Origin of the sequence: Pseudomonas sp. B21-035 (assembly GCF_024748945.1) — a bacterium.
GTDB lineage: Bacteria > Pseudomonadota > Gammaproteobacteria > Pseudomonadales > Pseudomonadaceae > Aquipseudomonas.
This window is the reverse complement of the sequence record NZ_CP087179.1, coordinates 2,928,443-2,955,399: the sequence shown is the minus strand read 5'-3', so window position 1 is coordinate 2,955,399 and position 26,957 is coordinate 2,928,443. Positions and strand designations below refer to the sequence as shown.

General features: G+C 64.3%; 22 protein-coding genes. 13 read left to right on the top strand and 9 right to left on the bottom strand.

Annotation, left to right across the window (positions count from 1 at the left end):
- Nucleotides 1–60: 60 nt before the first annotated feature.
- On the bottom strand, nucleotides 61–1,212 hold the full coding sequence (locus LOY22_RS13390) for an acyl-CoA dehydrogenase family protein (protein WP_258593461.1): 1,152 nt from the start codon (nucleotides 1,210–1,212) through the stop codon (nucleotides 61–63).
- A gap of 16 nt (nucleotides 1,213–1,228) precedes the next feature.
- Nucleotides 1,229–2,299: an enoyl-CoA hydratase/isomerase family protein gene (locus LOY22_RS13385; protein ID WP_093382730.1), complete on the bottom strand. Its 1,071-nt coding sequence runs from the start codon at nucleotides 2,297–2,299 to the stop codon at nucleotides 1,229–1,231.
- Between the two features lie 339 nt (nucleotides 2,300–2,638).
- Here LOY22_RS13385 and LOY22_RS13380 point away from each other — a divergent pair, with 339 nt between their 5' ends.
- The 3 genes from LOY22_RS13380 (at nucleotide 2,639) to LOY22_RS13370 (ending at nucleotide 7,645) form a co-directional block, all read left to right on the top strand.
- The gene (locus LOY22_RS13380) at nucleotides 2,639–3,820 is read left to right on the top strand and encodes a porin (protein ID WP_045201972.1); all 1,182 of its coding nucleotides are present in this window, start codon (nucleotides 2,639–2,641) and stop codon (nucleotides 3,818–3,820) included.
- 152 nt (nucleotides 3,821–3,972) lie between these two features.
- Nucleotides 3,973–5,136 carry a nitric oxide-sensing protein NosP gene (gene nosP / locus LOY22_RS13375; protein ID WP_093387540.1) on the top strand — a complete coding sequence of 388 codons (1,164 nt, stop codon included), beginning with the start codon at nucleotides 3,973–3,975 and terminating at the stop codon, nucleotides 5,134–5,136.
- Nucleotides 5,066–7,645, top strand: a complete 2,580-nt coding sequence (locus LOY22_RS13370) for a PAS domain-containing hybrid sensor histidine kinase/response regulator (RefSeq protein ID WP_249744351.1) — start codon at nucleotides 5,066–5,068, stop codon at nucleotides 7,643–7,645. The genes nosP and LOY22_RS13370 overlap by 71 nt, the downstream gene beginning before the upstream one ends.
- Here LOY22_RS13370 and LOY22_RS13365 read toward each other — a convergent pair.
- Both LOY22_RS13365 and LOY22_RS13360 read right to left on the bottom strand, forming a co-directional pair.
- Nucleotides 7,623–8,630, bottom strand: a complete 1,008-nt coding sequence (locus LOY22_RS13365; protein WP_258593456.1) for an aldo/keto reductase — start codon at nucleotides 8,628–8,630, stop codon at nucleotides 7,623–7,625. The genes LOY22_RS13370 and LOY22_RS13365 overlap by 23 nt on opposite strands.
- Nucleotides 8,631–8,741: 111 nt before the next feature.
- Nucleotides 8,742–10,076 (bottom strand): MFS transporter, encoded by a 1,335-nt coding sequence (locus LOY22_RS13360; protein WP_093382740.1) that lies wholly within the window; start codon nucleotides 10,074–10,076, stop codon nucleotides 8,742–8,744.
- A gap of 161 nt (nucleotides 10,077–10,237) precedes the next feature.
- On the opposite strand from LOY22_RS13360, the gene LOY22_RS13355 reads away from it, so the two are divergent.
- Entirely contained in the window at nucleotides 10,238–11,338 is a 1,101-nt protein-coding gene (locus tag LOY22_RS13355; protein WP_045201980.1) for a sugar diacid recognition domain-containing protein, read from the top strand.
- Between the two features lie 110 nt (nucleotides 11,339–11,448).
- Nucleotides 11,449–12,597 (top strand): glycerate kinase, encoded by a 1,149-nt coding sequence (locus tag LOY22_RS13350; RefSeq protein WP_258593453.1) that lies wholly within the window; start codon nucleotides 11,449–11,451, stop codon nucleotides 12,595–12,597.
- 19 nt (nucleotides 12,598–12,616) lie between these two features.
- On the opposite strand, the gene moaA is transcribed toward LOY22_RS13350, so the two are convergent.
- Nucleotides 12,617–13,621 (bottom strand): GTP 3',8-cyclase MoaA, encoded by a 1,005-nt coding sequence (gene moaA / locus LOY22_RS13345; RefSeq protein ID WP_258593451.1) that lies wholly within the window; start codon nucleotides 13,619–13,621, stop codon nucleotides 12,617–12,619.
- A gap of 341 nt (nucleotides 13,622–13,962) precedes the next feature.
- Here moaA and LOY22_RS13340 point away from each other — a divergent pair, with 341 nt between their 5' ends.
- The 3 genes from LOY22_RS13340 (at nucleotide 13,963) to LOY22_RS13330 (ending at nucleotide 17,538) form a co-directional block, all read left to right on the top strand.
- Entirely contained in the window at nucleotides 13,963–16,287 is a 2,325-nt protein-coding gene (locus LOY22_RS13340) for an FdhF/YdeP family oxidoreductase (RefSeq protein ID WP_258593449.1), read from the top strand.
- Between the two features lie 121 nt (nucleotides 16,288–16,408).
- On the top strand, nucleotides 16,409–17,152 hold the full coding sequence (locus LOY22_RS13335) for a hypothetical protein (protein WP_045201988.1): 744 nt from the start codon (nucleotides 16,409–16,411) through the stop codon (nucleotides 17,150–17,152).
- Nucleotides 17,153–17,220: 68 nt separating this feature from the next.
- Nucleotides 17,221–17,538, top strand: a complete 318-nt coding sequence (locus LOY22_RS13330) for a DUF2388 domain-containing protein (protein ID WP_258593447.1) — start codon at nucleotides 17,221–17,223, stop codon at nucleotides 17,536–17,538.
- Between the two features lie 166 nt (nucleotides 17,539–17,704).
- Here LOY22_RS13330 and LOY22_RS13325 read toward each other — a convergent pair whose 3' ends face one another.
- Nucleotides 17,705–18,583 carry an alpha/beta hydrolase gene (locus LOY22_RS13325; protein ID WP_093382757.1) on the bottom strand — a complete coding sequence of 293 codons (879 nt, stop codon included), beginning with the start codon at nucleotides 18,581–18,583 and terminating at the stop codon, nucleotides 17,705–17,707.
- Nucleotides 18,584–18,872: 289 nt separating this feature from the next.
- On the opposite strand from LOY22_RS13325, the gene LOY22_RS13320 reads away from it, so the two are divergent.
- Nucleotides 18,873–20,435, top strand: coding sequence for an arylsulfatase (locus LOY22_RS13320; RefSeq protein ID WP_093382765.1), 1,563 nt, complete (start codon nucleotides 18,873–18,875; stop codon nucleotides 20,433–20,435).
- Nucleotides 20,436–20,469: 34 nt separating this feature from the next.
- Here LOY22_RS13320 and LOY22_RS13315 read toward each other — a convergent pair whose 3' ends face one another.
- Nucleotides 20,470–21,093: an FMN-dependent NADH-azoreductase gene (locus tag LOY22_RS13315; RefSeq protein WP_093382769.1), complete on the bottom strand. Its 624-nt coding sequence runs from the start codon at nucleotides 21,091–21,093 to the stop codon at nucleotides 20,470–20,472.
- The gene (locus LOY22_RS13310; RefSeq protein WP_045202028.1) at nucleotides 21,086–21,547 is read right to left on the bottom strand and encodes a GNAT family N-acetyltransferase; all 462 of its coding nucleotides are present in this window, start codon (nucleotides 21,545–21,547) and stop codon (nucleotides 21,086–21,088) included. Before LOY22_RS13310 ends, LOY22_RS13315 begins: the two co-directional genes overlap by 8 nt.
- Before the next feature lie 87 nt (nucleotides 21,548–21,634).
- Here LOY22_RS13310 and LOY22_RS13305 point away from each other — a divergent pair, with 87 nt between their 5' ends.
- Nucleotides 21,635–23,026: a PLP-dependent aminotransferase family protein gene (locus LOY22_RS13305; RefSeq protein ID WP_258593442.1), complete on the top strand. Its 1,392-nt coding sequence runs from the start codon at nucleotides 21,635–21,637 to the stop codon at nucleotides 23,024–23,026.
- Nucleotides 23,027–23,038: 12 nt separating this feature from the next.
- Here LOY22_RS13305 and LOY22_RS13300 read toward each other — a convergent pair whose 3' ends face one another.
- Nucleotides 23,039–24,430, bottom strand: a complete 1,392-nt coding sequence (locus tag LOY22_RS13300; protein WP_258593440.1) for an aldehyde dehydrogenase family protein — start codon at nucleotides 24,428–24,430, stop codon at nucleotides 23,039–23,041.
- Nucleotides 24,431–24,533: 103 nt separating this feature from the next.
- Here LOY22_RS13300 and ptrR point away from each other — a divergent pair, with 103 nt between their 5' ends.
- The 3 genes from ptrR to LOY22_RS13285 all read left to right on the top strand — a co-directional run bounded on the left by ptrR (nucleotide 24,534) and on the right by LOY22_RS13285 (nucleotide 26,957).
- On the top strand, nucleotides 24,534–25,421 hold the full coding sequence (gene ptrR, locus LOY22_RS13295; RefSeq protein WP_093382780.1) for a putrescine utilization regulator PtrR: 888 nt from the start codon (nucleotides 24,534–24,536) through the stop codon (nucleotides 25,419–25,421).
- A gap of 83 nt (nucleotides 25,422–25,504) precedes the next feature.
- Complete coding sequence (locus LOY22_RS13290) at nucleotides 25,505–25,954, top strand: YMGG-like glycine zipper-containing protein (RefSeq protein ID WP_093382783.1); 450 nt, start codon at nucleotides 25,505–25,507, stop codon at nucleotides 25,952–25,954.
- A gap of 49 nt (nucleotides 25,955–26,003) precedes the next feature.
- Nucleotides 26,004–26,957, top strand: coding sequence for a Dyp-type peroxidase (locus LOY22_RS13285; RefSeq protein ID WP_093382787.1), 954 nt, complete (start codon nucleotides 26,004–26,006; stop codon nucleotides 26,955–26,957).

Genomic DNA, 26,957 nt, shown 5'->3' with positions numbered 1-26,957 from the left:
ATAGCGACTCAACAGTGATATCGCATCGCGGGTCAAGCCCGCTCCTACAGTAGGCCGTGTTTACAAGGTGTAGTGCTTCAACTCCCGGGCAATCAGCATGCGCTGGATTTCGCTGGAGCCTTCGTAGATCTGGGTAATGCGCGCATCGCGGTAGTAACGCTCGACCGGGTAATCTTCCAGATAGCCATACCCGCCATGCACCTGGATCGCTTTGGAGCACACCCGCTCGGCCATTTCCGAGGCGAACAGCTTGGCCTGTGAGGCTTCGCTCAGGCATGGCTTGCCGGCGCTGCGCAGGCGTGCGGCGTGGAGAATCAACAGCCGTGCGGCGTTGATCTGCACCTGCATGTCGGCCAGCAGGTTGGCGATGCTCTGGTGCTCGTTGATCGGCTTGCCGAACTGAATACGGTCACGCGAATACACCAGCGCCGCCTCGAACGCCGCGCGGGCAATGCCCAGGGCCTGGGCGGCGATGCCGATACGCCCGCCTTCGAGGTTGGACAGGGCAATGGCCAGGCCCTTGCCGCGCTCGCCGAGCATGTTGGCTGCCGGGATACGGCAGTTGTTGAGGGTCACCGCGCAGGTGTCGGAGGCGCGGATGCCCATCTTGTGCTCGCTGCGATCGACCACGAAGCCTTCGTTGTCGGTGGGCACCAGGAACGCCGAAATACCTTTTTTGCCCAGCTCCGGGTCAGTGACCGCGAAGACGATCGCCAGCCCTGCACGGCGGGCATTGCTGACGAACTGCTTGGCGCCATTGATCACCCAGTGATCGTCCTTAAGCTCGGCGCGGGTGCGCAGGTTGTGGGCCTCGGAGCCCGCTTGCGGCTCGGTCAGGCAGAAGCAGCCGATCACCTGGCCGCTGGCCAGGCGCTCAAGCCAGGTCTGTTGCTGTTCGGCGCTGCCGTAGGCGAGCAGCGGGCCGCAGCCCACCGAATTGTGAATGCTCATCAGCGCACCGGTGGCACCATCGCCGGCGGCGATCTCTTCGACCGCCAGGGCGTAGGCGACATAGTCGGTGTAACTGCCGCCCCATTGCTCGGGCACGACCATGCCCAGCAGGCCCAGCTCGCCCATCTTCTGCACCACGCCATCGTCGATCCAGCCGGCCTTTTCCCAGGCCTGGGCATGGGGGGCGATCTCGCCACGGGCGAAGTCCCGGGCCATGTCGCGGATCATGATCTGTTCTTCAGTCAGTTCCAGGTCTTGCATCTGCGTACTCCAGGCCTCAGAGGCCTTCGAAGAATTGATCCACGCGCTGGCGGTCGAGGCCGGCGAGGGTGGCGGGGTTCCAGCGTGGCTGCTTGTCCTTGTCGATGATCAGTGCGCGTACGCCTTCGATCAGGTCGCCATGCTCGAACCACTGGCGGTCCAGGTGCAGCTCCATCTTGAAGCAGTCTTCAAGACTCAGGTGACGGCCGCGACGAAGCATCTCCAGGGTCACGGCCATGGCCAGCGGCGAGCGGCTGTCGAGCAGATCGGCGGCTTTCAGTGCCCATTCATGGCTGTCGGCCACGGTCACGGCGCGCAGTTGCTCGACGATACTGGCAACGTCGGGCAGGGCGAAGAAGTGATCGATGGCCGGGCGCAGCCTGGCCAGCGGTGCGTCTTCAAGCACCTGAGTGCCGAGTTTGGCCAGCACCCCTTGCAGGTCCTTGAGCGGGTGTTCGCCAAAGCTCAGGGTGTCGAGGCGCTCATCGAGGCTGGCCAGTTTGCTGCTGTCCAGGTACCAGTCGGCCAGGCCACAGTACAGCGCATCGGCCGCCTGCACCTGGACGCCGCTGACCCCCAGGTAGATGCCCAGTTCGCCGGGAATGCGCGAGAGGAAATAACTGCCGCCAACATCCGGGAAATAACCGATGGCGGTTTCCGGCATGGCCAGGCGGCTGCGCTCGGTGACCACCCGCAGGTCGGCGCCCTGGGCCAGGCCCATGCCGCCGCCGAGGGTGAAGCCGTCCATCAGTGCCAGCACCGGCTTGGGGTAATGGTGGATGCACAGGTCGAGGGCGTATTCCTCGACGAAAAAATCCCGGTGCAGGCTGTCACCGGCCTTGTAGCTGTCGTACAGCGAACGGATGTCGCCGCCGGCGCAGAAACCTTTCGGGCCTTCGCCGCGCAGGGTCACGGCATGCACCTGTGAGTCCGTGGCCCAGGCGTCAAGTTGGCGCTGCAGGCGGCGGACCATGTCCAGGGTCAGGGCGTTGAGGCCGGAGGGGCGGTTGAGGGTCAAGTGACCGATATGGTTGCGAACCTCGGCCAGTACATGGACGTCGGTTGGCGCTTGAGCGTGCGCGGTCATCGCTTTCTCCCTGCTTTGTTATTGATTTTCCACGTGTTTTAACACGGTCTGGATAGGCGCTAGAGGATCGAAGGATCGTATCAGTGCAAATTTGCCCAATACAATCCGTAAATCTGCAGGCTCAGTCTGCATTTTTGCATGGGTGGGCGCGCCTAACGCACCGGGTCTTGCCACTTTAGCCTTGTGACACTGACGGGCAAGGGATTAGTTCCGCCTGCGGGCAGCCGGGCCGGTTGCGCCAAAGCAGCACGGGAGCGCCGCCAAGGCAGGGTATGGCCGCTTGCCGGGCCTTTCGATAATCGCCTCCGACATCTGTCCCCCCGTTTTGCGGAGAGCGCCATGCACAACAATAACAATGCCAATCGCCGTTTCCTGCCGTTGCTGACAAGCCTTGCCGCCCTGGGCCTGAGCCCGCTGGCCGGCGCCGAGATCATGCTCTACGACAAGGAGCAGACGACCTTTTCCACCGACGGCTACATCAACGCCTTCTACGTCAACAGCGACGTCGACCGCGCCGGGGAGCAATACGACCGTCGCCAATCGCGGGTGAAGATGGGCTTTCTGCCCAATTACCTGGGCTTCAACATGACCCGCCAGGTCGATGACCTCAAGCTCGGCGGCCGGGCGTCGTTCTGGGTGACCATCAACGACAGCGAAACCAACGGCACCGACACCGCCATCGACGTGCGCCAGTTCTACGGCACCGTGGCCAACCCCGAATGGGGCGAGGTGTTGATCGGCAAGGACTTTGGCCTGTTCGCCCGCTCCAACATCCTCCTCGACGAGTTGCTCGCCGGCTACGGCCAGGTCAGCGACACCTTGGGCCTGGTCGATGGCGGCGGGGTGTCGTTCGGCAACATCGGCAGCGGCTACCCGTACCCGTTCCCGACCTCGCAGATCACCTACCGCACGCCGGTGTTGGACGGCTTGCGCATTGCCGTGGGGATCCTCGACCCGGTGGACACCAACGACGACAGCGCGGTGGGCAAGGCCTACCAGGAAAACCCGCGCACCGAGAGCGAGATCACCTACCAGTTCGACCTCGGCGGCGCGCAGATTTACAGCTGGCTCAACGGCACCTACCAGACCTCGGACAACACCGACAGCAGCGTCGATTCGGTGACTTCCAAGGGCCTCGGCTATGGCGTGCAGGCGAAGATCGGCGGGTTGTCGCTGACCGGCTCAGGTTTTACCGCCAAGGGCATCAACCCGTTCTTCACCAACAACGCCGGCGAGGCGACCTTGCGTGAGGTCGACAGCAAGGGTTATCTGCTTCAGGGCTCGTACAAGCTCGGCAAGAACCGTCTGGCGCTGTCGTATGGCAAGACCAGGGATGACGGCAATGGCGCGGTGAACACCGGCGCCGACTATGAAACCCGTGGCATAGCGCTGTTTCATGACATCAACGACAACCTCAAGCTGGTCGCCGAGTACAACCAGTTCGAGATCGACGGCCATGAAGGCGATGCGCAGAATGAAGACACCGATACCTTCGCCGTGGGCGCGGTACTGACCTGGTAAACGCATTGACCGGTAGGAGCGGGCTCGCCCCGCGATGAGGCTACCCGCTCTACAACCAATGCCACCCATACCCAGTACCCAAGTAGCATTCGGCGCGCTACCGCGCCTGCCTAAACTGCCTGCATCGATCAATGCCCACCCAGGAGGCACCCATGCAGCAGTTCCCGGCCGAGGGCGTGATCAGTGCCGTGTCGCGGGCCAGCGCCGCTGAGCTTGCCGCCCAGGAACTGGCCAGCCAGCTGCTGCACCCGCACCTGGGTTTCGTGTTGTTCTTCTGCTCCGCCGAGTACGACCTGCCGGCCCTGGCCCAGGCCCTGCAACAGAGCTTCGGCGGCATTCGCCTGGCCGGTTGCACCAGTGCCGGCGAACTTACCCCCGACGGTTACGGCCGTGGCTGCATCACCGCCCTGGGTTTTGATCACCGGCAGTTTTCCATCGCCGCCGAACTGATCGACGCCATGCCGGCGTTCAGCCTGATCCAGGCCCAGGCCACGGTCGAGCGCCTGGTGGGCGAGTGTCGTAGCAATACCCTGGCGCCGATCAAGGGCCACAGCTTTGCCCTGACCCTGCTCGACGGCCTGTCCAGCCGTGAAGAAACCGTGCTGGCGGCACTCAGTGCGGCGTTGGGCGATATCCCGCATTTCGGTGGCTCGGCCGGTGACGACAATCATCTGCACCACACCCATGTGTACTTCGACGGCGCCTTTCGCAGTGGCGCTGCGGTGGTGCTGCTGGTCAACACCGGGCTTGAGTTCGAGGTGTTCACCACCCATCACATCGAGCCGCGCAGTGAAAAACTGGTAATCACCCGCGCCGATCGCCAGTTGCGCCGGGTCTACGAGCTCAACGCCGAACCGGCAGCGCTTGAATACGCGCAGTTGATCGGCGTGCCGGTCAGCCAGATCAATCACCGCACCTTCGCCGCCCACCCGCTGGCGGTGCGCATCAACGAGCGTTATTACGTGCGCGCCATCCAGCAGGTGCACGAGGACCTGAGCCTGAGTTTCTACTGCGCGGTGGAGAACGGCATCGTCCTCACCGCCATGCGTCCGGGGCCGCTGTTGCCGAATCTGCAGCACCTGTTTAGCGGCCTGCAACAACGCCTCGGGCCCTTGCTGCTGACCATCGGTTGCGATTGCTTCCTGCGCCGCCTGGAGCTCGAAGGCAGCGACAGCCTGGCCGAGGTCGGCCGTTTTCTGCGCAGACAGCGGGTGCTGGGTTTCAACTCCTATGGGGAACAGTTCAATGGCATGCACATCAACCAGACCTTCACCGGCGTTGCCATCGGCCGGCCCCGAGGCCAGTGTGAACAGTGACCCGCGCCTGGCCGAGCTGCAACGGGCCAACCACAAGCTGCTGCGCATCAACGCCGCGCTGATCGAGCGCCTGGAGTCGGGGGCGGCGCGCCCGGACGATTCCTATGCGGCGTTCCAGCATTCGGTGGTGCTGGCCGAACAGGTACGCGAGCGCACCGATGCCCTGAACCAGACCCTGGTCGAGCTCAAGGCCAGCAACCACCTGCTCAGCGAGGCCCGGCTGCGCGCGGAAACCGCCCACCAGCACCTGGTCGATGCCATCGAAAGCATCTCCGACGCCTTTGTGCTGTTCGACCCGGACTTGCGCATCGTCCTCTTCAACAGCCGTTTCAAAGCCTTCTGGGCCGGCAGCCGCTTGCGCATCATCAGCGGCATGCGCCTGGCCGAGGTCAAGCGCCTGATGCACAGCAGCGGCCTGTTGCGCGAAGAACTGCGCGGTGTCAGCGACGAACACCTGCTGTACCGTCTGCACAACGGGCGCTGGCTGCAGGTCAGCGAGCGGCCAACCCAGGACGGCGGGCGGGTGATGCTGTTCACCGACATCACCGAGGTCAAGCACAGCGAAACCCGGCGCCGCGAGCAGGCGGTGGCGCAAAAGTCCTACTTGCTGCAACGGGCGGTCGACAACCTGTCCCAGGGCGTGGCCATGGTCAATGCCGACGGCGTGCTGGAACTGTGGAACCGGCGTTTTCTCGAACTCAGCGGCCTGGCGCCGATCGCCGCCCACCGATCCTTTACCGAAGTGATCGCCGACAGCGAACTGGCCTTGCTGACCCCGGCCAGCCGCGACGGCAATGGCCGCTGTGTGCATGAACTGGAACAGCGCCTGTTCGACGGACGCATGCTGGAAATCCGTACCCATCCGTTGCCCACCGGCGGTTTCGTCAACACTTTCACCGACATCACCGAACGCTACCAGCACGCGCAAGCCCTGAGCGAAAGCGAGCGCTGGATTCGGCTGATCACCGACCATGTGCCGGCGCTGATTGCCTACCTCAATGCCGAGCTGGTCTACGAGTTCACCAACAAGGTCTACGAGCAGTGGTACTGCTGGCCGCCGGGGGTGATGCTCGGGCAGAACCTGCGCGAGGTGCACAGCCCCGGGCACTACCAGCGCCTGGAGGGTTACATCGAGCGGGCGCTGGCCGGCGAGAGCGTGACGTTCGAATGCGCCGAGACCCACGTCAACGGCCAGGAACGCTACATGCTGCGCTCCTACGTGCCCAACCGCCTGGCCAGTGGCGAGGTGGTTGGGATTTTCGTGCTGATTCGCGACATCACCGAACGCCGGCGCAGTGCCGAGGCCCTGCACCAGGCCTATCAGAACCTCGAAGTGCGGGTACGCGAACGCACCGCCGAACTGAGCAAGGCCAAGCAGCAAGCCGAGCAGGCCAACCTGTCGAAGACCAAGTTCCTCGCCGCCGTCAGCCATGACTTGCTGCAACCCTTGAACGCGGCGCGGCTGTTCACCAGTGCCTTGCTCGAACAGAGCAGCGCTAACCCTGCGCTGGTGCGCAATGTCAGCAACTCGCTGGATGACGTCGAGAACCTGCTCGGCACCCTGGTGGATATCTCCAAGCTCGACGCCGGGGTGATCAAGGCCGACCTTGCCAGCTTCGCCGTCAGCGACCTGCTCGACAACCTCGCCGCCGAATTTGCTCATGCCGCCGCCAGCGCGGGCCTGCGCATGGCCTATGTGCCCTGTGGGCTGAGCGTGCACAGCGATATCCAGTTGCTGGCGCGGATACTGCGCAACCTGCTCAGCAATGCCATCCGCTACACCCCGCGCGGCCGCGTGCTGCTCGGCTGCCGGCGGCGCGCCAAGGCGTTGTCGATCGAGGTCTGGGACACCGGCATCGGCATTGCCCAAGAGCGCCGCGAAGAGGTGTTTGAGGAGTTTCGTCGTGGTGATGCGCAGCGCCCGGACCAGGACCGCGGCCTGGGCCTGGGCTTGGCCATCGTCGACAAGATCGCCGGGATTCTCGGCCACCGCCTGCAATTGCGTTCAGTGCCGGGCAAGGGCTCGGTGTTTACCGTCGAAGTACCCTGCAGCCTCCAGGCACCCAGGCGGCTGGCCGAACCCGACCTCAGCGAGCCGCTGCGCGAACGCCTGGAAGGCGCGCGTATCTGGGTGCTGGATAACGACGCGGCGATCTGCGCCGGCATGCGCACCTTGCTCGAGCAGTGGGGCTGCGAGGTGGTGACGGCCTTGAGTGAGCAGGACCTGGCGCGCCAGGTGGCCTGCAACAGCGCCGAAGCCGACCTGCTGATCGCCGATTACCACCTGGACAACGGCCGCAACGGCGTCGATGCGGTGGCGGCGATCAATGCCCAGCGGCCTGTACCGCTGGCGGCCTTGATGATCACCGCCAACTACAGCAACGAGCTAAAACAACAGGTGCGCGAGCGCGGCCATACGTTGATGCACAAGCCGGTGCGGCCGATGAAGCTCAAGGCCGCCATCAGCCACCTGCTTGGCGCCGAACTTAGCGCGCCACGCGACCACTGACGTAGTGCGCGCTGTCGTTGTAGCCGTGAGTCGAGGCGTGGCCCGGGGTCACCAGCGAATCGATGAAGGCTTCGTCTTCAGCGCTGATCTGCACCGCCAGCGCGCCGCTGTAGGTGTCCCACTGGGCTTCGGTGCGCGGGCCGACGATCGCCGAGCTGACCGCGCGGTTGTTGAGCACCCAGGCGATGGCGAACTCGACCATGCCGATGCCCCTGGGCTGCAGGTAGGCGTGGATCTGCTGGGCGATCTGCAGCGATTCTGGGCGCCATTCGGTTTCCAGGATGCGCTTGTCCTGGCGTCCGGCGCGGCTGTTGGCATCGGGGCTGGCATTGGGCGCGTACTTGCCGCTGAGCACGCCGCGCGCCAGCGGGCTGTAGGGCACGATGCCCAGGCCGTGATGGGCGGCGGCGCTGAACTGCTCGGGTTCGGCCTGGCGGTTGACGATGTTGTACAGCGGCTGGCTGGCCACCGGCTTGGGCACGCCCAGGCGCTCGGCCAGGTTGCACAGCTCGGCGATGCGCCAGCCGCGGAAGTTGGACACACCCCAGTGGCGAATCTTGCCCTGGCGCAGCAGGTCGCCGATGGCGCTGACGGTGACCTCAAGCGGGGTGTTGTGGTCTTCGCGGTGCAGGTAGTAGATGTCCAGGTAATCGGTGCCCAGGCGGGTCAGGCTGGCTTCGATGGCATTGAAGATGTGCTTGCGGCTTAAGCCGCTACGGTTGGGCCGGCCCTCGGCAGGGCCGAAGCCGACCTTGGAGGCGAGGATCCAGTCGTGGCGGTGGCGGGCAATGGCCTCGCCGACGATTTCCTCGCTGCGCCCGGCGTTGTAGACGTCGGCGGTGTCGATGAAATTGATGCCCTGGTCCCAGGCCTTGGCGATGATGCGCAGCGAGTCTTCGGTGCTGGTCGGCTCGCCGAACATCATGCTGCCCAGGGTCAGTGCCGACACCTGCAGGCCGCTTTGGCCCAGTGGACGGTAAATCATGATCGAAAGGCCTTTGGCGATTGGAATTCGATCTGTTTTACACAGTTCCACCTCTGATTTAAAGCATCGCGGGGCACGCCCGCTCCTACATTATGTAGGAGCGGGCTTGCCTCAGTTCGCCGGTTCGGCCGCCGCCCCGGCAGCCCGCACCCGCGAAACCCGCAGCGCCACCAAACTACCAAACACAATCAAGCCCGCCAGCGAATACAGCGCGGCATCGGTCGAGCCGGTCTGGTCCTTGATGAAACCGACCAGGTAGGGGCTGAGAAAGCCGGCCATCTGCCCGACCGAGTTGATGATCGCCAGGCCCGCCACTGCGGTACCGGCGCTGAGCAGTGCGGTGGGCATCGGCCAGAACATCGGCAGGCCGGTGAGGGCGCCCATGGTGGCAATGCTCAAACCGATAATCGCAATCACCGGGCTGTGGCCGAAGTTCACCGCGATCAGCAGGCCCAGGGCACCCATCAGCATCGGCACGACAAGATGCCAGCGGCGCTCGTTGCGCAGGTCTGCCGAGCGCCCGACCAGCAGCATGAACACCCCGGCCAGCAGGTAGGGGATGGCGCTCAGCCAACCGATCAGCAGGGCGTCGCTGAAACCCAGGTTCTTGATGATCGACGGCAGCCAGAAGTTGATCGCATAGACCCCGCTCTGGATGCAGAAGTAGACGAAACCGAAGGTCCAGATCAGCGGGTTGGCAAACACCGACAGCAGGCTGTCGCTGCTGGTCACCGGCTTGCTGGCGGCATCGGCCTTGAGGTCGGTTTCGATGATCTGGCGTTCGGCCGGGCTTAGCCATTTGGCCTTGGCGTAACCATCACTGAGCAGGAAGATCGCCAGAAAGCCCAGCAGCACGGTCGGCAGGCCCTGGATCAGGAACATCCACTGCCAGCCGGCCAGGCCATGCTGGCCGGCGGCGAAATGATTGAGAATCCAGCCCGAGAATGGCCCGCCGAGCAAGCCCGACACCGGGATCGCCGACATGAACAGGGCCATGATCCGCCCGCGACGGGTGGCCGGGAACCAGCGCGAAAGGTACAGCACGATGCCGGGGAAGAAGCCCGCTTCGGCGGCGCCGGTGAACAGGCGCAGGACGTAGAACTCCATGGGCGTGGTGACGAACAGCAGGCAGGTCGACAGCGTGCCCCAGGCGATCATCATCAGCGCGATCCAGCGTCGCGGGCCGAAGCGGTTGAGCGCCAGGTTGCTGGGCAGCCCGCACAGCACATAGCCGATGAAGAAAATCCCGGCACCCAGGCCGTAGATGGTTTCGCTGAACTTGAGCGCATCGAGCATCTGCAACTTGGCAAAGCCGACGTTGACCCGGTCCAGGTAGTTGAACAGGTAGCAGATGAAGATGAACGGAATCAGCCGCAAGGTGATGCGCCGATACAGCGCATTGCGGGTGACGTCTTGGCCTTGGTCAGGGGCAGGGCTGTATGACATGATTCTCTCTCTGTTGTTATGTTTATCGCCGCAGCCTGCATCGAGGCGGCTGCTGCGACGAGTCTCGGTGAGCGGACCGTGGCTGTCTTTGTGCTTTTGCACAGCAATTCGTGCGGCCTGCTGTGCCCCGGACCAATCATTGCGACAACAAGGATCCTCCCATGTTCGAACTGGACCATGACCTGGCGCAAGACATCGTCGAGCGGGCGATGGCGATTCTGCCGTGCAACGTCAACGTCATGGACAGCCAGGGCCTGATCCTCGGCAGTGGCGAGCCCGAGCGCATCAACACCCGTCACGAAGGTGCGCAGCTGGTGCTGGCCAACGGTCGAATCGTCGAGCTCGACGTCGAAGCGGCCAAGTGCCTCAAGGGTGTGCAGCCCGGGGTCAACCTGCCGCTGCTGCTCGACGGGCGCTTGATCGGTGTGCTGGGCCTGACCGGTGATCCGCAGCAGTTGCGCACCTATGGCGAGCTGGTACGGATGACCGCCGAAATGCTTTTGGCCCAGCGTCACCTGCAGGTCGAGCAGCAGTGGCGGCGCCAGCGCTGCGACGACCTGCTGGCATTGCTGCTGGGCGGCTCTGGCGATTCGCCGCGGCTGGTCGATGAGGCTCGCCAGCTGGGCCTCAAGCCGCAACTGCCGCGCATTCCCTGCCTGTTTGAGCTGGACGCCGGGCCTGCGGCCGAGGCGTTGGCCAGCTGGTTGATGAGCCGCTACCCGGACAGCTGGTGCGTAAGCCCCGCGCGCCAGTCGCTGCTCTGGTGCCGGCCCGCCACCGTGGTGCTGGATGAGCCGAAACTGCTGGAGCGTTTGCAACGCCATGGCTGGCAGGTGCAGCGCCTGGCCGCAGGTTCGCCGGCGCAAAGCCTGGAGCAACTGCGCCGGGGTTATCGGCGGGTGCGCGACTTGCTGGCCTATGGCCGCGAAGTGCTGCCGGCCGAGCGCCTGCTGACCTTGAGCCGCTACCGGCTGCCGGCGTTGCTGTGGCGCCATCGCAATGATGACGCCCTCGACGAGCTGCTCGAACCGCTGCAGCGCATTCGTGCCAAGGACAACAGCGGCCAGCTGCTGGCGACCCTGCGCGCCTGGTGTGCCCACGATGGCCAGAGCCAGGCCTGCGCCGATGCCCTGGGCATTCACCGCAACAGCCTGCGCTATCGCCTGGAGCGCATCGCCGAACTGAGCGAAGTCGACCCGTTGCGCCTGGAAGGGATGCTCAGCCTGTACCTGGGCTTGCAGTTGCTGCCAGCCGGCAACTGAGGCAGTTTTGGCCAAGTGCCAAACAAGCGCGGGCGGTTTTTGTGCATCCGACCGACGCACTCTTGCAGCCCAACTGTCAGCATGCAGGCATCTGGATCAGGAGAATCCCCATGAAAATCGTCATCGCCCCCGACTCGTTCAAGGACAGCCTCAGCGCCGAAGGCGTCGCCGACGCCATTGCTGCCGGTATTGCCCTGGTGTTGCCGCAGGCGCAACGGGTCAAGTGCCCGATGGCCGACGGCGGCGAAGGTACCATGGCGGCCATCGTCGCTGCCTGTGCCGGCGAGCTGCGCAGCCTGCGCGTGCGCGGACCGCTGGGTGAGCCGGTCGACGCCGGTTGGGGCTGGCTGGCCGACAGCCACACGGCGATCATCGAAATGGCCACCGCCAGTGGCCTGCAACTGCTCACCCTGGCGCAGCGCGATGCCTGTCGCAGCAGCACCTTTGGCACCGGCCAACTGATTGCTGCGGCGCTGGATGCCGGCGCCCGGCGGATTATCCTGGCCATCGGCGGCAGTGCCACCAATGATGCCGGCAGCGGCATGTTGCGGGCGCTGGGCCTGCAATTGTTCGACGCCGAGAATCAGCCGCTCGCTGAAGGCGGCCTGGCCCTGGCCCAGCTTGCCCGCATCGATGCCAGCGCGTTGGACCGGCGTTTGCGCGAGGTGCAGCTGGAAGTTGCCGCGGATGTCGACAACCCGCTGTGCGGCAGCAATGGCGCTTCAGCGATCTTTGGCCCGCAAAAGGGCGCAAGCCCCGAGCAGGTCCGGGCCCTGGACCAGGCCTTGGGACACTTTGCCGACCACTGCGGGCAACTGCTGGGCACTGATGTGCGTGACTTCCCTGGCAGCGGCGCCGCTGGCGGCATGGGCTTTGCCGCCAAGGCCTTCATGCAGGCGGCCTTTCGCCCGGGGATCGAAGTGGTGGCCGAGCTTGCCGGGCTTGAAGCGGCGGTGCAGGGGGCAGACCTGGTGATTACCGGCGAGGGCCGTTTTGATGCGCAGACCCTGCGCGGCAAGACGCCGTTCGGCGTGGCCCGGGTAGCACAGCGCCATGGGGTGCCGGTGGTGGTGATTGCTGGCACCTTGGGCGAGGGTTACCAACAGCTGTATGCCCATGGCATCGACGCCGCGTTTGCCCTGACCAGCGGGCCGATGACCCTCGAGGCGGCCTGTGCCAATGCGCCAGCCTTGCTCCAGGCCCGCGCCGGCGACATCGCCCGCCTGTGGTGCCGCGCCCGAGCGTTGCCCGCCGGCTGACGGGCCGGCGTCATCGCCGCTAGCCCCCCGTCATGTTCATGAAACGCAAAATCTGCACCTCGCCATTGATATCGAAGTTATGGCTGTAGGGCTTGAGGGTCATGGCCTGGCGGATGGCCTTGTCCAGGCGTTCGCTGTCACCCGGGTGGGCACGCAGCACCTGCTTGAGGTCGGCGGCGTGCTCATTGCCCAGGCACAGCAGCAGACGGCCTTCGACGGTCAGCCGCACGCGGTTGCAGCTGGCGCAAAAGTTGTGGCTGTGCGGCGAGATGAAGCCGATGCGGATATCCGGCGCCTCAGCCAGACGCCAGTAACGCGAGGGGCCCTGGGTTGATTCGGCCGACTCGATCAGGCTGAAGTGCTCGGCGATACGCGCGCGCACTTCGTCACTTGAACAATAGGACTCGCTGCGCTGGTGCTCGCTGATCACCCCCAGGGGCATTTCTTCAATAAAGGAAATATCCAGCTGGCGATCGATGGCAAAGCGCACCAGATCGACCACTTCATCATCGTTGCGGCCCTTGAGCACCACGCAGTTGAGCTTGGTGCGGCGAAAGCCGGCGGCATGGGCGGCGTCGATGCCGGCAACCACCTGGGCCAGATCGCCGGTGCGGGTCAAAGCCTTGAAACGCTCGGCATCGAGGCTGTCGAGGCTGATGTTCAGGCGCGAAAGGCCGGCATCGAACAGCGGCTGGGCCAGGCGGGTGAGTTGCGAGCCGTTGCTGGTCATGCACAGTTCGCGCAGGCCGGGCAGGGCGGCGATGCGTGCGCACAGCTCGACGATGCCAGCGCGCACCAGCGGCTCGCCACCGGTCAGGCGGATCTTGCGGGTGCCCATGGCGACGAAACGCTCGGCCAGCTGGTACAGCTCCTCGAGGGTGAGGATGCGCTGGCGCGGCAGGAACTGCATGTCTTCGGCCATGCAATAGACGCAGCGAAAGTCGCAGCGATCGGTGACCGACATGCGCAGGTAATCGATTTTACGATTGTAGCCGTCGACCAGTTGTTTGCCGTTTGCACTCATGCAGGACAGGGCCTCTTATCGCGCGTCTGGGATGCGTTTGCGCACTAGTTCTTTGATGATGGTCGAGGCTATTTAAATCGTCCATGTCGGTCAAATTACTATTAATGACCAACTGATAAGGCTCATCTATCGGTAGCTTGCAGCCCCCGTATTACGAGGGTTTCAGCGTCGTGATAGAGGGTCTTGATCGGTTCGTCATTTGTTTTGATTAGACGCCTGAGTCCACGCTCAATAGCCTGAAAGGGTAGAAAACGAAGTTCGCCATTAATCAACCTGTCAATAACAAGTTGTTAATCGGTGAAACGTTAAAGATGCCCTGCGAGCCAAGCGAGGAAGCCGCGATGAGCCAAGATGAACATATAAAAAACTATGACGCCCCCGCCGCCGGTTGGGGCGCGCTGAAAAGCGTGACCAAGAGCTGGCTGGGCAGTGAAAACGCCTTCAAGAACCTGCGCGTTATGCTCAAGACCAACCAGAGCGGCGGTTTCGACTGTCCCGGTTGCGCCTGGGGCGAGTCGCCGGAAAGCGGCATGGTCAAGTTCTGCGAGAACGGCGCCAAGGCGGTCAACTGGGAGTCCACCGGGCGCCTGGTCGATGCGGATTTCTTCGCCCGCTACAGCGTCACCGAGCTGGCCCGCCAGAGCGACTACTGGCTTGAATATCAGGGCCGCCTGACCCATCCGATGCGCTATGACGCCGCCACCGACCACTACGTCGAAACCAGCTGGGAGGACGCCTTTGCGCTGATCGCCCAGCACCTCAACAGCCTCGAATCTCCTGACCAGGCCGAGTTCTACACCTCCGGCCGGGCCAGCAACGAGGCGGCGTTCCTTTACCAGCTGTTCGTGCGCGCCTACGGCACCAACAACTTCCCTGATTGCTCGAACATGTGCCATGAGGCCAGCGGTGTCGGCATGTCGGAAACCCTCGGGGTCGGCAAGGGCACGGTGGTGTTCGACGACCTGGAGCACGCCGACGCAATCTTCGTTATCGGCCAGAACCCCGGCACCAACCACCCGCGCATGCTCGAACCGCTGCGCGAGGCAGTCAAGCGCGGGGCTCAGGTGATCTGCCTGAACCCGCTCAAGGAGCGTGGCCTGGAGCGTTTCCAGCATCCGCAGCACCCGTTCGAGATGCTCAGCAACGGCTCCGAGCCGACCAACACCGCGTACTTTCGTCCGGCCCTGGGCGGCGACATGGCGGTGATGCGCGGCATTGCCAAGTTTTTGCTGCAATGGGAACGCGAGGCCCAGGCCAAGGGCGAGCCGGCAGTGTTCGACCACGTCTTTATCGCCGAGCACACCTCGGGGCTCGACGCTTATCTGGCCGAAGTCGATGCCACCCGTTGGGCGCATATTGTCGAGCAGTCGGGCCTGAGCCTGGCTGAGCTTGAGCTGGCTGCCCGCATGTACCGGCGCGCCGAACGGGTGATCATGTGCTGGGCCATGGGCGTGACCCAGCACCGTCACTCAGTGCCGACCGTGCAGGAAATCATCAACCTGCAGCTGCTGCGCGGCAACGTCGGCAAGCCGGGCGCCGGGCTGTCGCCGGTACGCGGCCACAGTAACGTGCAAGGCGACCGCACCATGGGCATCGACGAGCAGCCACCGGCGCGCCTGCTCGATGCCCTGGAAGCGCGCTTCGCCTTCAAGGCCCCGCGCCTGCACGGGCACAACGCGGTGCTGGCGATCCAGGCCATGGAAGAGCAGCGCGCCAAGGTGTTCATCGCCCTGGGCGGCAACTTCGCCCAGGCCACCCCCGATACCCCGCGCACCCACGACGCCTTGCGCAACTGCGCGCTGACCGCGCACATCGCCACCAAGCTCAACCGCTCGCACCTGGTCACCGGCCGTGACGCCCTGATCCTGCCGTGCCTGGGCCGTACCGAAATCGACCTGCAGGCCGAAGGGCCGCAAGGCATCACCGTCGAAGACACCTTCAGCATGGTGCATATCTCCCACGGCCAGCTCAAACCCTGCTCGCCGCTGCTGCGCTCGGAGCCTGCGATCGTCGCCGGTATCGCCAAGGCCACCCTCGGTGACCGGCCGATCGACTGGCAGTGGACGGTTGCCGACTACAGCCGCATTCGCGACCTGATTGCCGACGTTATCCCGGGTTTCGAGGACTTCAATGCGCGCCTGCAGCACCCAGGTGGCTTCCACCTGGGCAACACCGCGGCGCAGCGCGATTGGCACACCGAAAGCGGCAAGGCGCAGTTCACTGCCAGCGTGCTGCCGGCGCAGCTGGTCAACGAAGAAGTTCTGGCCCGTGGCGACACCCCGGACCTGATCCTGCAGACCCTGCGCTCCCACGACCAGTACAACACCACCCTGTACGGCCTCGACGATCGCTACCGCGGCGTATTCGGCCTGCGTGAGGTGGTCTTCGCCAACGAGCAGGACATCCGCCGCCTGGGCTTCAAGCCCAACGACAAGGTCGATATGGTCTCGCTGTGGGAAGACGGCCGCGAGCGACGGGTCAGTGGCTTTACCCTGGTCGCCTACGACATTCCGCCAGGCCAGGCCGCGGCCTACTACCCGGAGACCAACCCGCTGGTGCCGCTGGAAAGCTACGGTGAGCGCACCTTCACACCGACCTCGAAATTCATCGCCATCAAGCTCGAGAAAGCCAGCGCCGACAACCTGATTCCATCAGCGCACCTCTGACGCTGTACTCGAGTCGCTGAGGCAATCGCGCCCACCATCGCACTTTTTCCGATTTGTCGGCTCTATTCATGGCCAGGCGACGCTGACTCCCAGCGTCGCCGCTGATTACCGACCGGTGCCGATGGTTGATCCGTTTCTCGTTTTCCTGCGACACCTGCGCCTGCCGGTGATGGCGGGCGCCTTGCTTGCCAGCCTCAGCGCCTGCAGCCAGCAACAAGGCCGCGACATCGTCAGCCAGTTCAGCCAAGGCCGCCCTCAAGAGCTGTTGCAGACCAGCGTCGACCGCATGGCCACGCTGTCGATGCGCGACAACCTGCGCAGCCTTTACCTGCTGATGAACAAGCTGTACCAGCGCAACCCCAACCAGTGGCGCCAGTCCGGCTATGTCGATGCCAGCACCGCCGAGCGGCAGATCCGCCAGGCCATCGAGCAACGCCAGCCGTTGGCGCAACTGGGCGAGCGCCGCGACCTGGCTGCGCTCAGCTATGCGCTTAGCCCGGAGTTTCGCGGCGATCGGGTCGGCGCCTTCATCTATGCCATTGGCAGCATGCTGGTCACCGCCCATGGCGGGCGCACCGAATTTTTCATGACCGACACCATCGACCCGCAGTTCGTCAGCAATGCCGCGCGCAACATCGAAAAGGCCACCTGGCTGCTCAGCCAGCGCCAGGACGCCAATGGCGTGCTGCTGCTGTTTTCCAATGAAATATCGGAGGAGGGCAGCAACCTGAGCTTTGCCGTGGAATTCGGCAAGATCGTCGCGCGCCTGGACCTGCTGGCGCAGATGCTCGACGAGCGCTATCGGCGTATTGGCCTTAACTACGCGCAAAGCCTGCTGCTGATGAACTTCCTGCCGGTGCAATAGGCCGGGGAACTCAAGGTACTTACGGCAATCCTAGTTGATGTAGGTACTCTTTATCCGGAGGCATCACCATGCGCCGTTTACTGCTCGTTTCCTCGCTTGTGCTCTGTCTGCCCTTCGGCTTGGCCCTGGCCAAAGTCGACGCCGGTGATGTTGCCACCTCGGCCGGGGTATCCGCTTCGCTGTACTCGACCTTCAAGGACGACAAACGCATCATCCCCGCCCGTGACGACGCCTCGTCGTTCATTGCCAGTGACGGTGCGATCCGCGGCGTGTACCTGGAGTCGATGCTGCAGAGCATCCGCGCGCAGAACCCCGACCTCAAAGCCAGCGACGAAGAGCTGGCCCGGGCGATCTTGCTGCAAGAGCAGTTCGGCGCCGGGCAGTAATCACCAGTGCTGGCGATGAGGCCGGTGAAGTCAATGCAGCAGGCGGCGCCTGGATTACGACCGCTGCGCGCTCGATCGCAGGCAAGGCCAGCTCCCACCGGTTCGGTGTAAACAGGCCCACTGTGGGAGCGGGCTTGACCCGCGATGAGGCCGCTACAGGTCCACCTCAAAGCGCCTCGATCGCCTGCCGGTAACGCTGCCCCGCCAGGCTCATGCTGTTGTTATGGGTAGCCCCCGGCACCAGCAGCAGGTTTTTCGGCGGCTGCGCCGCAGCGAACAGTTGCTCGCTGAAACGCGGCGGCACAAATCGGTCGTCCAGGCCGTGAACCACCAGCAGCGGCATGCCGATGGCGGCAATCTTGTCGATTGAATCGAACTTCTGCGACAGCAGCCAGCGCACTGGCAGCGAGGTCTTGGCCACTGCCGTGGCGGCATCGCCCAGGGAGGTGAAGGTCGATTCGATGATCAAGCCGCGCGCCGGCACCGGACGCTGGTCCTTGTGCGCTTGCTGGCCCAACTGCGCGGCCAGCTCGACCGCCACCGCACCGCCCAGCGAGTGCCCGTAGATCAGCCGTTTGCGCGGGTCGGGCTGCAACGCCTGCAAGCGTTCCCAGGCCACCTGCGCGTCCTCGTAGACGCTCGCCTCGGAGGGCAGGCCGCCACGGCTCTGGCCAAAACCGCGGTAGTCGATCGCCAGCACCGAATAGCCAAGGTTATGCAGTTGCTGGATGCGAAACAGCTGGCCGGTGAGGTTCCAGCGCACCCCGTGCAGGTAGAGGATGGCCGGTGCATCCGGCCTTTTTGCTGGCCACCACCAGGCGTGGATGTTCTGCCCGGCCTTGAAGGTCTCGGGCCGTAACTCAAGCTCCTGGACGCCTGCGGGCATGCCCCGGTACCAGCTGGCATTGCCCGGCTCGATGCGAAACAGCAACTCGCGCTCCTTGTGCTCGAGCACCGCGCAACCCACCGGCAGGCCGACCACTACGCTGGTCAGGGCCAGCCCGTAGAGCCAGCGGCGAGGGTGTTTGAGCGAGAAAAAGGCCATGGTAAATCGTTCGTCTGAATACAAAGACGCGTTTTAACAGAAGCGCCGCCCAAGCTGTAGGGGAACTTGCCAGGCGACGAACTGCACCTCGCGAAATGCAACGCATTACTAGACTCTCTGCAGCCCGTTCATGGCGCGCCCGCAGGGCTTGGACGCAGCGCCGGACCGAGTTGATCGATCGATCACATTGCACACCCGTACCATAGGCGCACCGGGTTCCAGCAAGGCAGTCGGCATCTCGTGCACGTGGCGTGGCAAACGCCGGTAACGTGAGACGGAGCAAGGCCTTATGAAGCGCAACAACAAGTGGCTATCGACGCTGGCGCTTGCCGCGTCGGCGACCTTCGGCGCGGCGGCTGCCGCTGCCGCAGACAAACCGAACATCCTGGTAATCTTCGGCGACGATATCGGCCAGACCAACATCAGCGCCTACGCCATGGGTGTGGTCGGCTATGAGACGCCGAACATCGACCGCATCGCCAAGGAGGGCATGATCTTCACCGACTACTATGCCGAAAACAGCTGCACCGCCGGCCGCTCATCATTCATTACCGGCCAGTCGCCGCTGCGCACCGGTTTGTCCAAAGTCGGCATGCCGGGGGTGGCGGTGGGCCTGCAGGCCCGCGATGTAACCATAGCTCAGGCGCTCAAGGCCCAGGGCTACGCCACCGGCCAGTTCGGCAAGAACCACCTGGGCGACCGCGACGAATACCTGCCGACCAACCACGGTTTCGACGAGTTCTTCGGCAACCTTTATCATCTCAACGCCGAAGAAGAGCCCGAGCGCCCGTACTGGCCCAAGGATGACCAGGAGTTCCTCAAGGCTGCTTCGCCTCGCGGGGTGATCAAGGCCAGCGCCGACGGCAAGATCGAGGACACTGGGGCGCTGACCAGCAAGCGTATGGAAACCATCGACGATGAAACCACCCAGGCGGCCATCAGCTTCATCGAGAAACAGGCCAAGGCCGACAAGCCATTTTTCGTCTGGATGAACACCACCCGCATGCACGCCTTCACCCACGTGCGTGACGCCATGAAGGGCCAGAGCGGCATGCCCGGCAATGACTACGCAGACGGCATGCTCGAGCACGACGGCGATGTCGGCAAGCTGCTCAAATCGCTGGATGACCTGAAGATCACCGATAACACCATCGTCATCTACACCACCGACAACGGCCCCAACCAGTGGTCCTGGCCGGATGCGGCGACCACGCCGTTCCGTAACGAGAAAAACTCCAACTGGGAAGGCGCCTACCGGGTGCCGGCGATGATCCGCTGGCCGGGCAAGGTCGAGGCCGGCAAGGTCTCGCGGCAGATGTTCTCGGGCCTGGACTGGTTCCCGACCTTGCTCGCGGCAGCCGGCGACAGCGGTATCAAGGACCGCCTGCTCAAGGGCGCCGATGTCGGTGGCAAGAACTTCAAGGTGCACCTGGATGGCTTCAACCAGCTCGACTACCTGACCGGCAAGGCGGCGAAAAGCGCGCGCGACGAGTTCTACTACTTCAACGACGACGGTGAACTGGTGTCGATGCGCTTCGGCGACTGGAAGCTGGTGTTTTGCGAGCAGCGCGCCCCGGGCGGGCTGACGGTGTGGAGCGAGCCCTTCACCTGCCTGCGGGTGCCGAAGCTGTTCAATCTGCGCATGGACCCCTATGAGCGCGCCGACGTGGTCTCTGACCAGTATTACGACTGGCTGACCAAGAACGACTACCTGGTGTTCCAGGGCACGCGCAAGGCTGCGGCATTCCTCAAGACCTTCGTCGAGTACCCGCCCAGCCAGCGCCCGGCGAGTTTCAGCATCGATCAGATTCGCGAAGAGGTCGACAAGGAAATCGAAGCGAAGATGAAGTAACGCCGCACCTTGTGAGCGGGGCGTACTGTCGCACTCAGTCGGCCAGGGTCAATTCGCCAAACCAGCGCTGCCGGGCGAGTTCGAGCCTGGCTTGAGTGACGCTGGCAAGCCGCGCCTGATCACTGACGGCCATGCCTTCGAGGTAGACGAAGTGCACATTCTGCAGGCCCAACGTGCCGAGCACGTGGCGCAGGTAAGCGCTGAGAAAGTCCGGCTGGCGGGCCCGTGCCCCGCGGTGGTAGCCGCCTGAACTGACGATCAGGTACACCGGCCGGTCTTTGAGCAGGCCGACCTTGCCTTCAGGGCCGGCAATGAAGGTGCGGTGGATGCGCAGCACATGGTCGATCCAGAGCTTGAGCGCTGCCGGCACGGTGAAGTTGTGCATGGGCGTGGCAATCAGCAGCAGGTCACAGCCTTCGAGCTCGCTGATCAGTGCCTCGGAGCTTGCAAATACCGGGTCGTGCGGCGGTACAAAGCCGGTCAGCGCTGTCGCGTAGCCGGCACTCAACGGCGCCAGTGGCGTGGCCGCCAGGTCCCGCAGGGTCACCTTGAGGTGTGGGTACTGGTGGCGGATGCAAGCGACCATTTCGTCGGCCAGGCGCAAGCCGATCGAGGCGCTGCCGCGCATGCTGGCATTGACCAGGAGCAGGTTATCCATGGCGCTGTGCCTCGGCGGCGGGCAGTGCCTGAACAAAATGCATGCCTTTGGCCAAAAGTCCTTCGCGGTAATAGAAGCGCTGGGCCAATGGCATATGCAGCCCGGTATCGAGCACCAGGTAGGCATGGCCGTTGCGCAGGCCATCGGCGCGTGCGGCATCGAGCAATGCGGCGCCGACCCGCAGGCCGCGCATGGCCGGGGACACCACCAGGTCGTCGACGTAGGTAAAGCGTCCATAGAGCAGGTTTTCGCTGCTCCTTACCCCTGCCAGCCCCAGCAGTTGCTTGCCGTAGAAAGCCCCGAGCAAGCGGTAGCCCTGCAGCGCCTGGCGCCTGACTTGCTGCGCGAACGCGTCGGCATCCACCAGGTGCGGCCGAAGTTCGCGCATTAGCTCGAAGGCATCGCGTTGCTCGGTGCCTTCTTGCAGGTAGCGGATGGTTGCCTGTTCGCCCACGGGTTTCTCCCAGATCAATTTGAGCCGTTACTTTACGGCGGCAACGGACTACCTTATAGGTCCAAAAAATGCACAAATGACTAGGACATGCCAGCCTCCAGCCCACCGACGATGACGCCCCTCTATCGACAGATCTACTTGCGTTTTCGCGACGCCATCAGTACCGGGCGCTTGCAGCCGGGTGAGCGCCTGCCTTCGGTGCGGGCCCTGGCGGCGGAACTCAACCTGGCGCGCGGCACGGTCGAGGCGGCTTACCAGATGCTCGGCGGTGAAGGCTATGTGCAATCCAGGGGCACGGCAGGCACGGTGGTCGCCCCGTCGCTCAGTACCAGGGCAGTAGATGTCGATGTGCCGGGGCCAGCGCTGGCCCCGGAGCCGCAAACGTATTTGCCAATGCCCTTGCAGATCGGCTTGCCGGCGCTGGACGCCTTTCCGCGCAAGCTGTGGACGCGCCTGGTGGGGCGTACCTTGCGCCAAAGCGGGGTGGAGGGCCTGGCGTACCCGGACCCTCAAGGGCAGCTTGCCCTGCGCCATGCATTGGCGGGTTACCTGGCGGTGTCGCGGGGCATCAGCTGTACTGCGCAACAGGTTTTCATCTGCGCAGGCTACCGTGCCTGTCTCGACCTGATCTGCTCCAGCCTGCTGGAGGACGGTGACCGCTGCTGGTTCGAAGACCCGGGTTACTTCCAGGCCAGGCGTTTTCTTGAGCAAGCCCGGGTGCAGTTGGTGCCGGTGCCGGTGGATGGCGACGGCCTTGATGTCGACGCCGCTATCGCTCGGGCTGCTGATGCGCGCTTTGCCCTGGTCACGCCCCATCACCAGAGCCCTCTTGGCGTCACGCTGTCGCTGCCGCGGCGCCAGCGCCTGCTGGACTGGGCCAGTAGCCAGGGCAGCTGGATCATCGAGGACGACTACGACAGCGAGTACCGTTACCGCGGCCGGCCGGTGCCGGCACTCAAGAGCCTCGACAGCGAGGGGCGGGTGCTGTACTGCGCGACCTTCAGCAAAGTACTGGCGCCGGGCATACGCCTGGCCTATCTGGTGGTTCCTCAGGCCCAGGTAGAGCGCTTCGCCAGCGTGGCCCGGGACATGCACAACCACTGCCCGCAGTTGTTGCAAGCGACGGTGAGCGCATTTATCGAAGAAGGCCATTTTGCCCGGCACTTGCGCAAGATGCGCAGCCTCTATGCCCAGCGGCGCCAGCAACTGGTCGAGGCCTTGCAGGCCGAACTCGGTGAGTATCTGCAACTGGACAATCAGGCAGGCGGCATGCACCTGGTGGCAGATGTGCGCGGCGGCTTCGACGATTGTGCGATTGCCCGCCGCGCGCGGGTGCTTGGCCTGGCGATCGAGCCGCTTTCAGGCTGGTACCGACAACCCGGGCAACGGCGCGGGTTGTTGATCGGCTTTACCAATGTCACCAGCCGCGAACAAGCCGTTGCGCTGGCCAGGCAGTTACGCCTGGCGATGGGCCTTTAGCCGTGGCGGCTGTCAGTTGCGGTCCACCCACACAGTCTGCGCATTGCAGAACTCGCGTACGCCGAAGTGCGACAACTCACGGCCAAAGCCGCTCTTCTTCACGCCGCCGAAGGTCACCCGCGGGTCGCTGGCGCAGTAGCCGTTGATGAACACGCCGCCGGTGTCCAGCTCATCGGCCAGTTGCTCGGCCAACGCAGCATTGGCAGTGTAGATAGTCGAGGCCAGGCCGAATTCGCTGTCGTTGGCCAGTTGCAGGGCATGGCGTGCATCGCGGGCGGTGATGATCGAGGCCACCGGGCCGAACAACTCCTGCTTGAACGAAGTCATCTGATCGGTGACGTCGGCCAGCACGGTGGGCTGGTAGTAGTTGCCGTTGCCTTGCACCTTGCCACCGCCAAGCAGCAGGGTCGCGCCCTCGGCCAGGGTTGCCTGGACTTGCTGGTCGAGCTCATCGCGCAGGTCGAAGCGGGCCATCGGGCCGATGTAGGTCTCGCTGGCATGCGGATCGCCCATGACCAGCGCCTGGGTGGCCTCGACGAATTTGCGGGTGAAGGCCTCGACCACGCCTTGCTCGACGATCAGGCGCTTGGCTGCGGCGCAGACCTGGCCGGTGTTCTGGTAACGGCCGATGACGGCGGCCTTGACCGCTTCATCAAGGTCGGCATCGTTGAGGACAATGAACGGGTCCGAGCCGCCCAGCTCCAGCACGCACTTTTTCAGCGCGGCGCCGGCCTGGGCGCCGATGGCGGTACCGGCGCGTACGCTGCCAGTCAGGGTCACGGCGGCAATGCGCGGGTCGGCGATGGCCTTGGACACGCCCTCTGGGGTGACGTTGATCACCTCGAACACGCCCTCGGGGAAACCTGCGCGCTGGAACGCTTCGAGCAGCAGGTAGGCGCTGCCCATCACGTTCGGCGCGTGCTTGAGTACATAGGTATTGCCGGCCAGCAACGCCGGCACCGCGCCGCGCAGCACCTGCCAGATCGGGAAGTTCCACGGCATCACTGCCAGCAGCGGGCCGAGTGGACGGTATTCGATGCGCGCCTTGCCGACGGGCACCGGGGCCGCTTCAGCCTCGAGCATGGCCGGGCCGTTGGCCGCGTACCATTCGCAGAGCTGCGCGCATTTCTCGATTTCACCCCTGGCCTGGGCCACCGGCTTGCCCATTTCGTCGGTGATCATCCGCGCCATGGCCTCGGCGTTGTTGCGCAGGGCGCCGGCCAGGGCCAGCAGCAATGCGGTGCGTGCCGCTACCGGCGTGCGGCGCCAGGCAGCAAAGCCCTGGGCGGCGCGACTCAGGGCGGCGTCGAGGACAGCGTCGCTTTCGTAGGCATAGTGGCCGATCTGCTCGCCATTGGCGGGGTTGATCGACAAGGCGTGGGTGTGCAAGTTGATCGCGGTCATCACGGCGGTCCTGAGGGGAGGGGAACGGTTTCAGACTACTGCGTTGTGTCTTTGCCTTAAACTGAATAATACTGAGCAAAACATTCACGCAGAGAGAATGACTATGGATCTGGTGCAACTGGAGATGTTCAAGGCGGTGGCCGAGCAGGGCAGCATCAGTGCCGCGGCCCAGCACATCCATCGGGTGCCGTCGAACCTGACCACGCGGATCAAGCAGCTGGAGCAGGAGCTGGGTGCCGAGCTGTTCATCCGCGAAAAAAGCCGTTTGCGCCTGTCGCCGGCGGGCTGGAATTTTCTCGACTATGCCCGGCGTATTCTCGACCTGGTGGCCGAGGCGCGGCTGACCGTGGCGGGTGACGAGCCGCAAGGCGCCTTCGCCCTCGGCTCGCTGGAAAGCACCGCCGCGGTGCGCATTCCGACGCTGCTGGCGGCTTACAACCAGGCCTATGCCAAGGTCGAACTGGACCTCACCACCGGGCCGTCCGGGGCGATGATCGACGGCGTGCTGGCCGGGCGCCTGAGCGCCGCCTTCGTCGACGGCCCGGTGTTGCACCCGGCGCTCGAGGGGGTGCCGGTGTTCGTCGAAGAGATGGTGCTGATCGCACCGCTCAACCACACGCCGATCACCCGCGCTGGCGAGGTCAACGGCATGACCATCTACGCCTTTCGCGCCAACTGCTCATACCGTCATCACTTCGAGAACTGGTTTGCCCAGGACCAGGCGGTGCCGGGCAAGATCATTGAGATGGAGTCGTACCACGGCATGCTTGCCTGCGTCAGCGCCGGCGCCGGCCTGGCGCTGATGCCGCGCAGCATGCTCGAAAGCATGCCCGGCTGCAGCACGGTCAGTGTCTGGCCGCTGTCCCAGCGCTTTCGCTACCTGCGCACCTGGCTGGTGTGGCGGCGCGGCACGGTATCGCGCAGCTTGAGGACCTTCGTGCAACTGCTGGAAGAGCGCGGCGAGGTACTCAAGGTCGAGGAACCGGTGTGACCTGATGTGCTGGCCTCATCGCTGGCAAGCCAGCGTCTACTGGCCAGCTACACTGTTGCTACTGTCCGATCCCGGAGTCCATCATGAACAGGTTGTCCTCCATTGGCCTGTGCTTGGCGTTATCGACTGTATGTGCGCAGGGCTGGGCCGAAACCGTGGTGCCGCTCAAGGGCCAGAGCGCCCAGCAGGTGCAGGTCGATATCAACGATTGCCATAACGTCGCCGCGAGTTCCGCCAGCAGCGATGCCCATGTCGGTGGCCGGGTGCGCGGAGCTGCCGTGGGTGCGGCCGCCGGCGCCGCGGGCGCCGAGGTACGGGGACGCCAGCATGATGAGGTCTACGACCGTGTCGATGATGACGTCAAACAGCAATACCGGCAGAACCGTGCCGGTGAAACCGCCGCTGCCGGCGCGGTTGTCGGTGGTGCCCGCCAGCGCCAGGAGCGTCGGCAGGACCGACGCAGCAATGAGGCGACCAGCGCTTCGGCCTATACCAGTTGCCTGCAGAACAAGGGTTACCAGGTCACGCCATAGCCGCTGCCGATCTGCTAGGCTGCAGGCTTTGACCCGTGTGCAGGCAGCCATGAACAACGATATTCCCGAACCCCAGGCGGTGGGCAGTCCGATCACCAGCAGCGCGATTTTCATGGTCGCCACCCTGGCCCCAGGCAGTGAGGCACTGCAAACCGTGCGTGAGTGGTGCGCCGATATCGCCGGCCTGACCCGCTCGGTCGGCAAGCGCGTGCCGGCCGGCAACCTGTCGTGCGTCTGCGGCTTTGCCTCCAATGCCTGGGATCAGCTGTTCGGCGGGCCACGGCCACAGGCCTTGCACCCGTTCCGCGAGTTTGGCGTCGAAGGGCGCCGCGCGCCGGCAACCCCCGGCGATATCCTCTTGCACATCCGCGCCGAGCAGATGGACCTGTGCTTCGAACTGGCCACCCAACTGATCACGGCCCTGGGCGATGCAGTCAAGGTGGTGGACGAAGTGCAGGGTTTTCGGTACTTCGACATGCGCAGCATCATCGGCTTCGTCGATGGTACCGAGAACCCGGTCGGCCGCCAGGTGCCCAAATTCACCCTGGTCGGCGACGAAGACCCGGGCTTCAGCGGCGGCAGCTACGTGCTGGTGCAAAAGTACCTGCACAACATGAGCGCCTGGAACGCGCTGCCGGTCGAGGCGCAGGAGCGGGTGATCGGCCGCACCAAGCTGTCGGACATCGAGCTGGGTGACGAAGCCAAACCCAGCAACTCCCACAGCGCACTGACCACCATCACCGACGCGAACGGCGAAGAGCTGAAGATCCTGCGCGACAACATGCCGTTCGGCCGCCCCGGCGCCGGTGAGTTCGGCACTTACTTCATTGGTTATGCGCGCTCGCCGGCGCCGATCGAGCAGATGCTCGAGAACATGTTCGTCGGTCGCCCGGCAGGCAATTACGACCGCTTGCTGGACTTCAGCAACGCGGTCACCGGCGGCCTGTTCTTCGTGCCGTCGGCCGAGCTGCTCGAAGACCTGGCCGAGCGCACCCCGGGCTAG

Bases quoted from the DNA above. Each gene is read 5' to 3' on its own strand.
- LOY22_RS13390 (WP_258593461.1), bottom strand. From the start codon at position 1,212: ATGCAAGACCTGGAACTGACTGAAGAACAGATCATGATCCGCGACATG.
- LOY22_RS13385 (WP_093382730.1), bottom strand. From the start codon at position 2,299: ATGACCGCGCACGCTCAAGCGCCAACCGACGTCCATGTACTGGCCGAG.
- LOY22_RS13380 (WP_045201972.1), top strand. From the start codon at position 2,639: ATGCACAACAATAACAATGCCAATCGCCGTTTCCTGCCGTTGCTGACA.
- nosP (WP_093387540.1), top strand. From the start codon at position 3,973: ATGCAGCAGTTCCCGGCCGAGGGCGTGATCAGTGCCGTGTCGCGGGCC.
- LOY22_RS13370 (WP_249744351.1), top strand. From the start codon at position 5,066: ATGGCATGCACATCAACCAGACCTTCACCGGCGTTGCCATCGGCCGGC.
- LOY22_RS13365 (WP_258593456.1), bottom strand. From the start codon at position 8,630: ATGATTTACCGTCCACTGGGCCAAAGCGGCCTGCAGGTGTCGGCACTG.
- LOY22_RS13360 (WP_093382740.1), bottom strand. From the start codon at position 10,076: ATGTCATACAGCCCTGCCCCTGACCAAGGCCAAGACGTCACCCGCAAT.
- LOY22_RS13355 (WP_045201980.1), top strand. From the start codon at position 10,238: ATGTTCGAACTGGACCATGACCTGGCGCAAGACATCGTCGAGCGGGCG.
- LOY22_RS13350 (WP_258593453.1), top strand. From the start codon at position 11,449: ATGAAAATCGTCATCGCCCCCGACTCGTTCAAGGACAGCCTCAGCGCC.
- moaA (WP_258593451.1), bottom strand. From the start codon at position 13,621: ATGAGTGCAAACGGCAAACAACTGGTCGACGGCTACAATCGTAAAATC.
- LOY22_RS13340 (WP_258593449.1), top strand. From the start codon at position 13,963: ATGAGCCAAGATGAACATATAAAAAACTATGACGCCCCCGCCGCCGGT.
- LOY22_RS13335 (WP_045201988.1), top strand. From the start codon at position 16,409: ATGGTTGATCCGTTTCTCGTTTTCCTGCGACACCTGCGCCTGCCGGTG.
- LOY22_RS13330 (WP_258593447.1), top strand. From the start codon at position 17,221: ATGCGCCGTTTACTGCTCGTTTCCTCGCTTGTGCTCTGTCTGCCCTTC.
- LOY22_RS13325 (WP_093382757.1), bottom strand. From the start codon at position 18,583: ATGGCCTTTTTCTCGCTCAAACACCCTCGCCGCTGGCTCTACGGGCTG.
- LOY22_RS13320 (WP_093382765.1), top strand. From the start codon at position 18,873: ATGAAGCGCAACAACAAGTGGCTATCGACGCTGGCGCTTGCCGCGTCG.
- LOY22_RS13315 (WP_093382769.1), bottom strand. From the start codon at position 21,093: ATGGATAACCTGCTCCTGGTCAATGCCAGCATGCGCGGCAGCGCCTCG.
- LOY22_RS13305 (WP_258593442.1), top strand. From the start codon at position 21,635: ATGCCAGCCTCCAGCCCACCGACGATGACGCCCCTCTATCGACAGATC.
- LOY22_RS13300 (WP_258593440.1), bottom strand. From the start codon at position 24,430: ATGACCGCGATCAACTTGCACACCCACGCCTTGTCGATCAACCCCGCC.
- ptrR (WP_093382780.1), top strand. From the start codon at position 24,534: ATGGATCTGGTGCAACTGGAGATGTTCAAGGCGGTGGCCGAGCAGGGC.
- LOY22_RS13290 (WP_093382783.1), top strand. From the start codon at position 25,505: ATGAACAGGTTGTCCTCCATTGGCCTGTGCTTGGCGTTATCGACTGTA.
- LOY22_RS13285 (WP_093382787.1), top strand. From the start codon at position 26,004: ATGAACAACGATATTCCCGAACCCCAGGCGGTGGGCAGTCCGATCACC.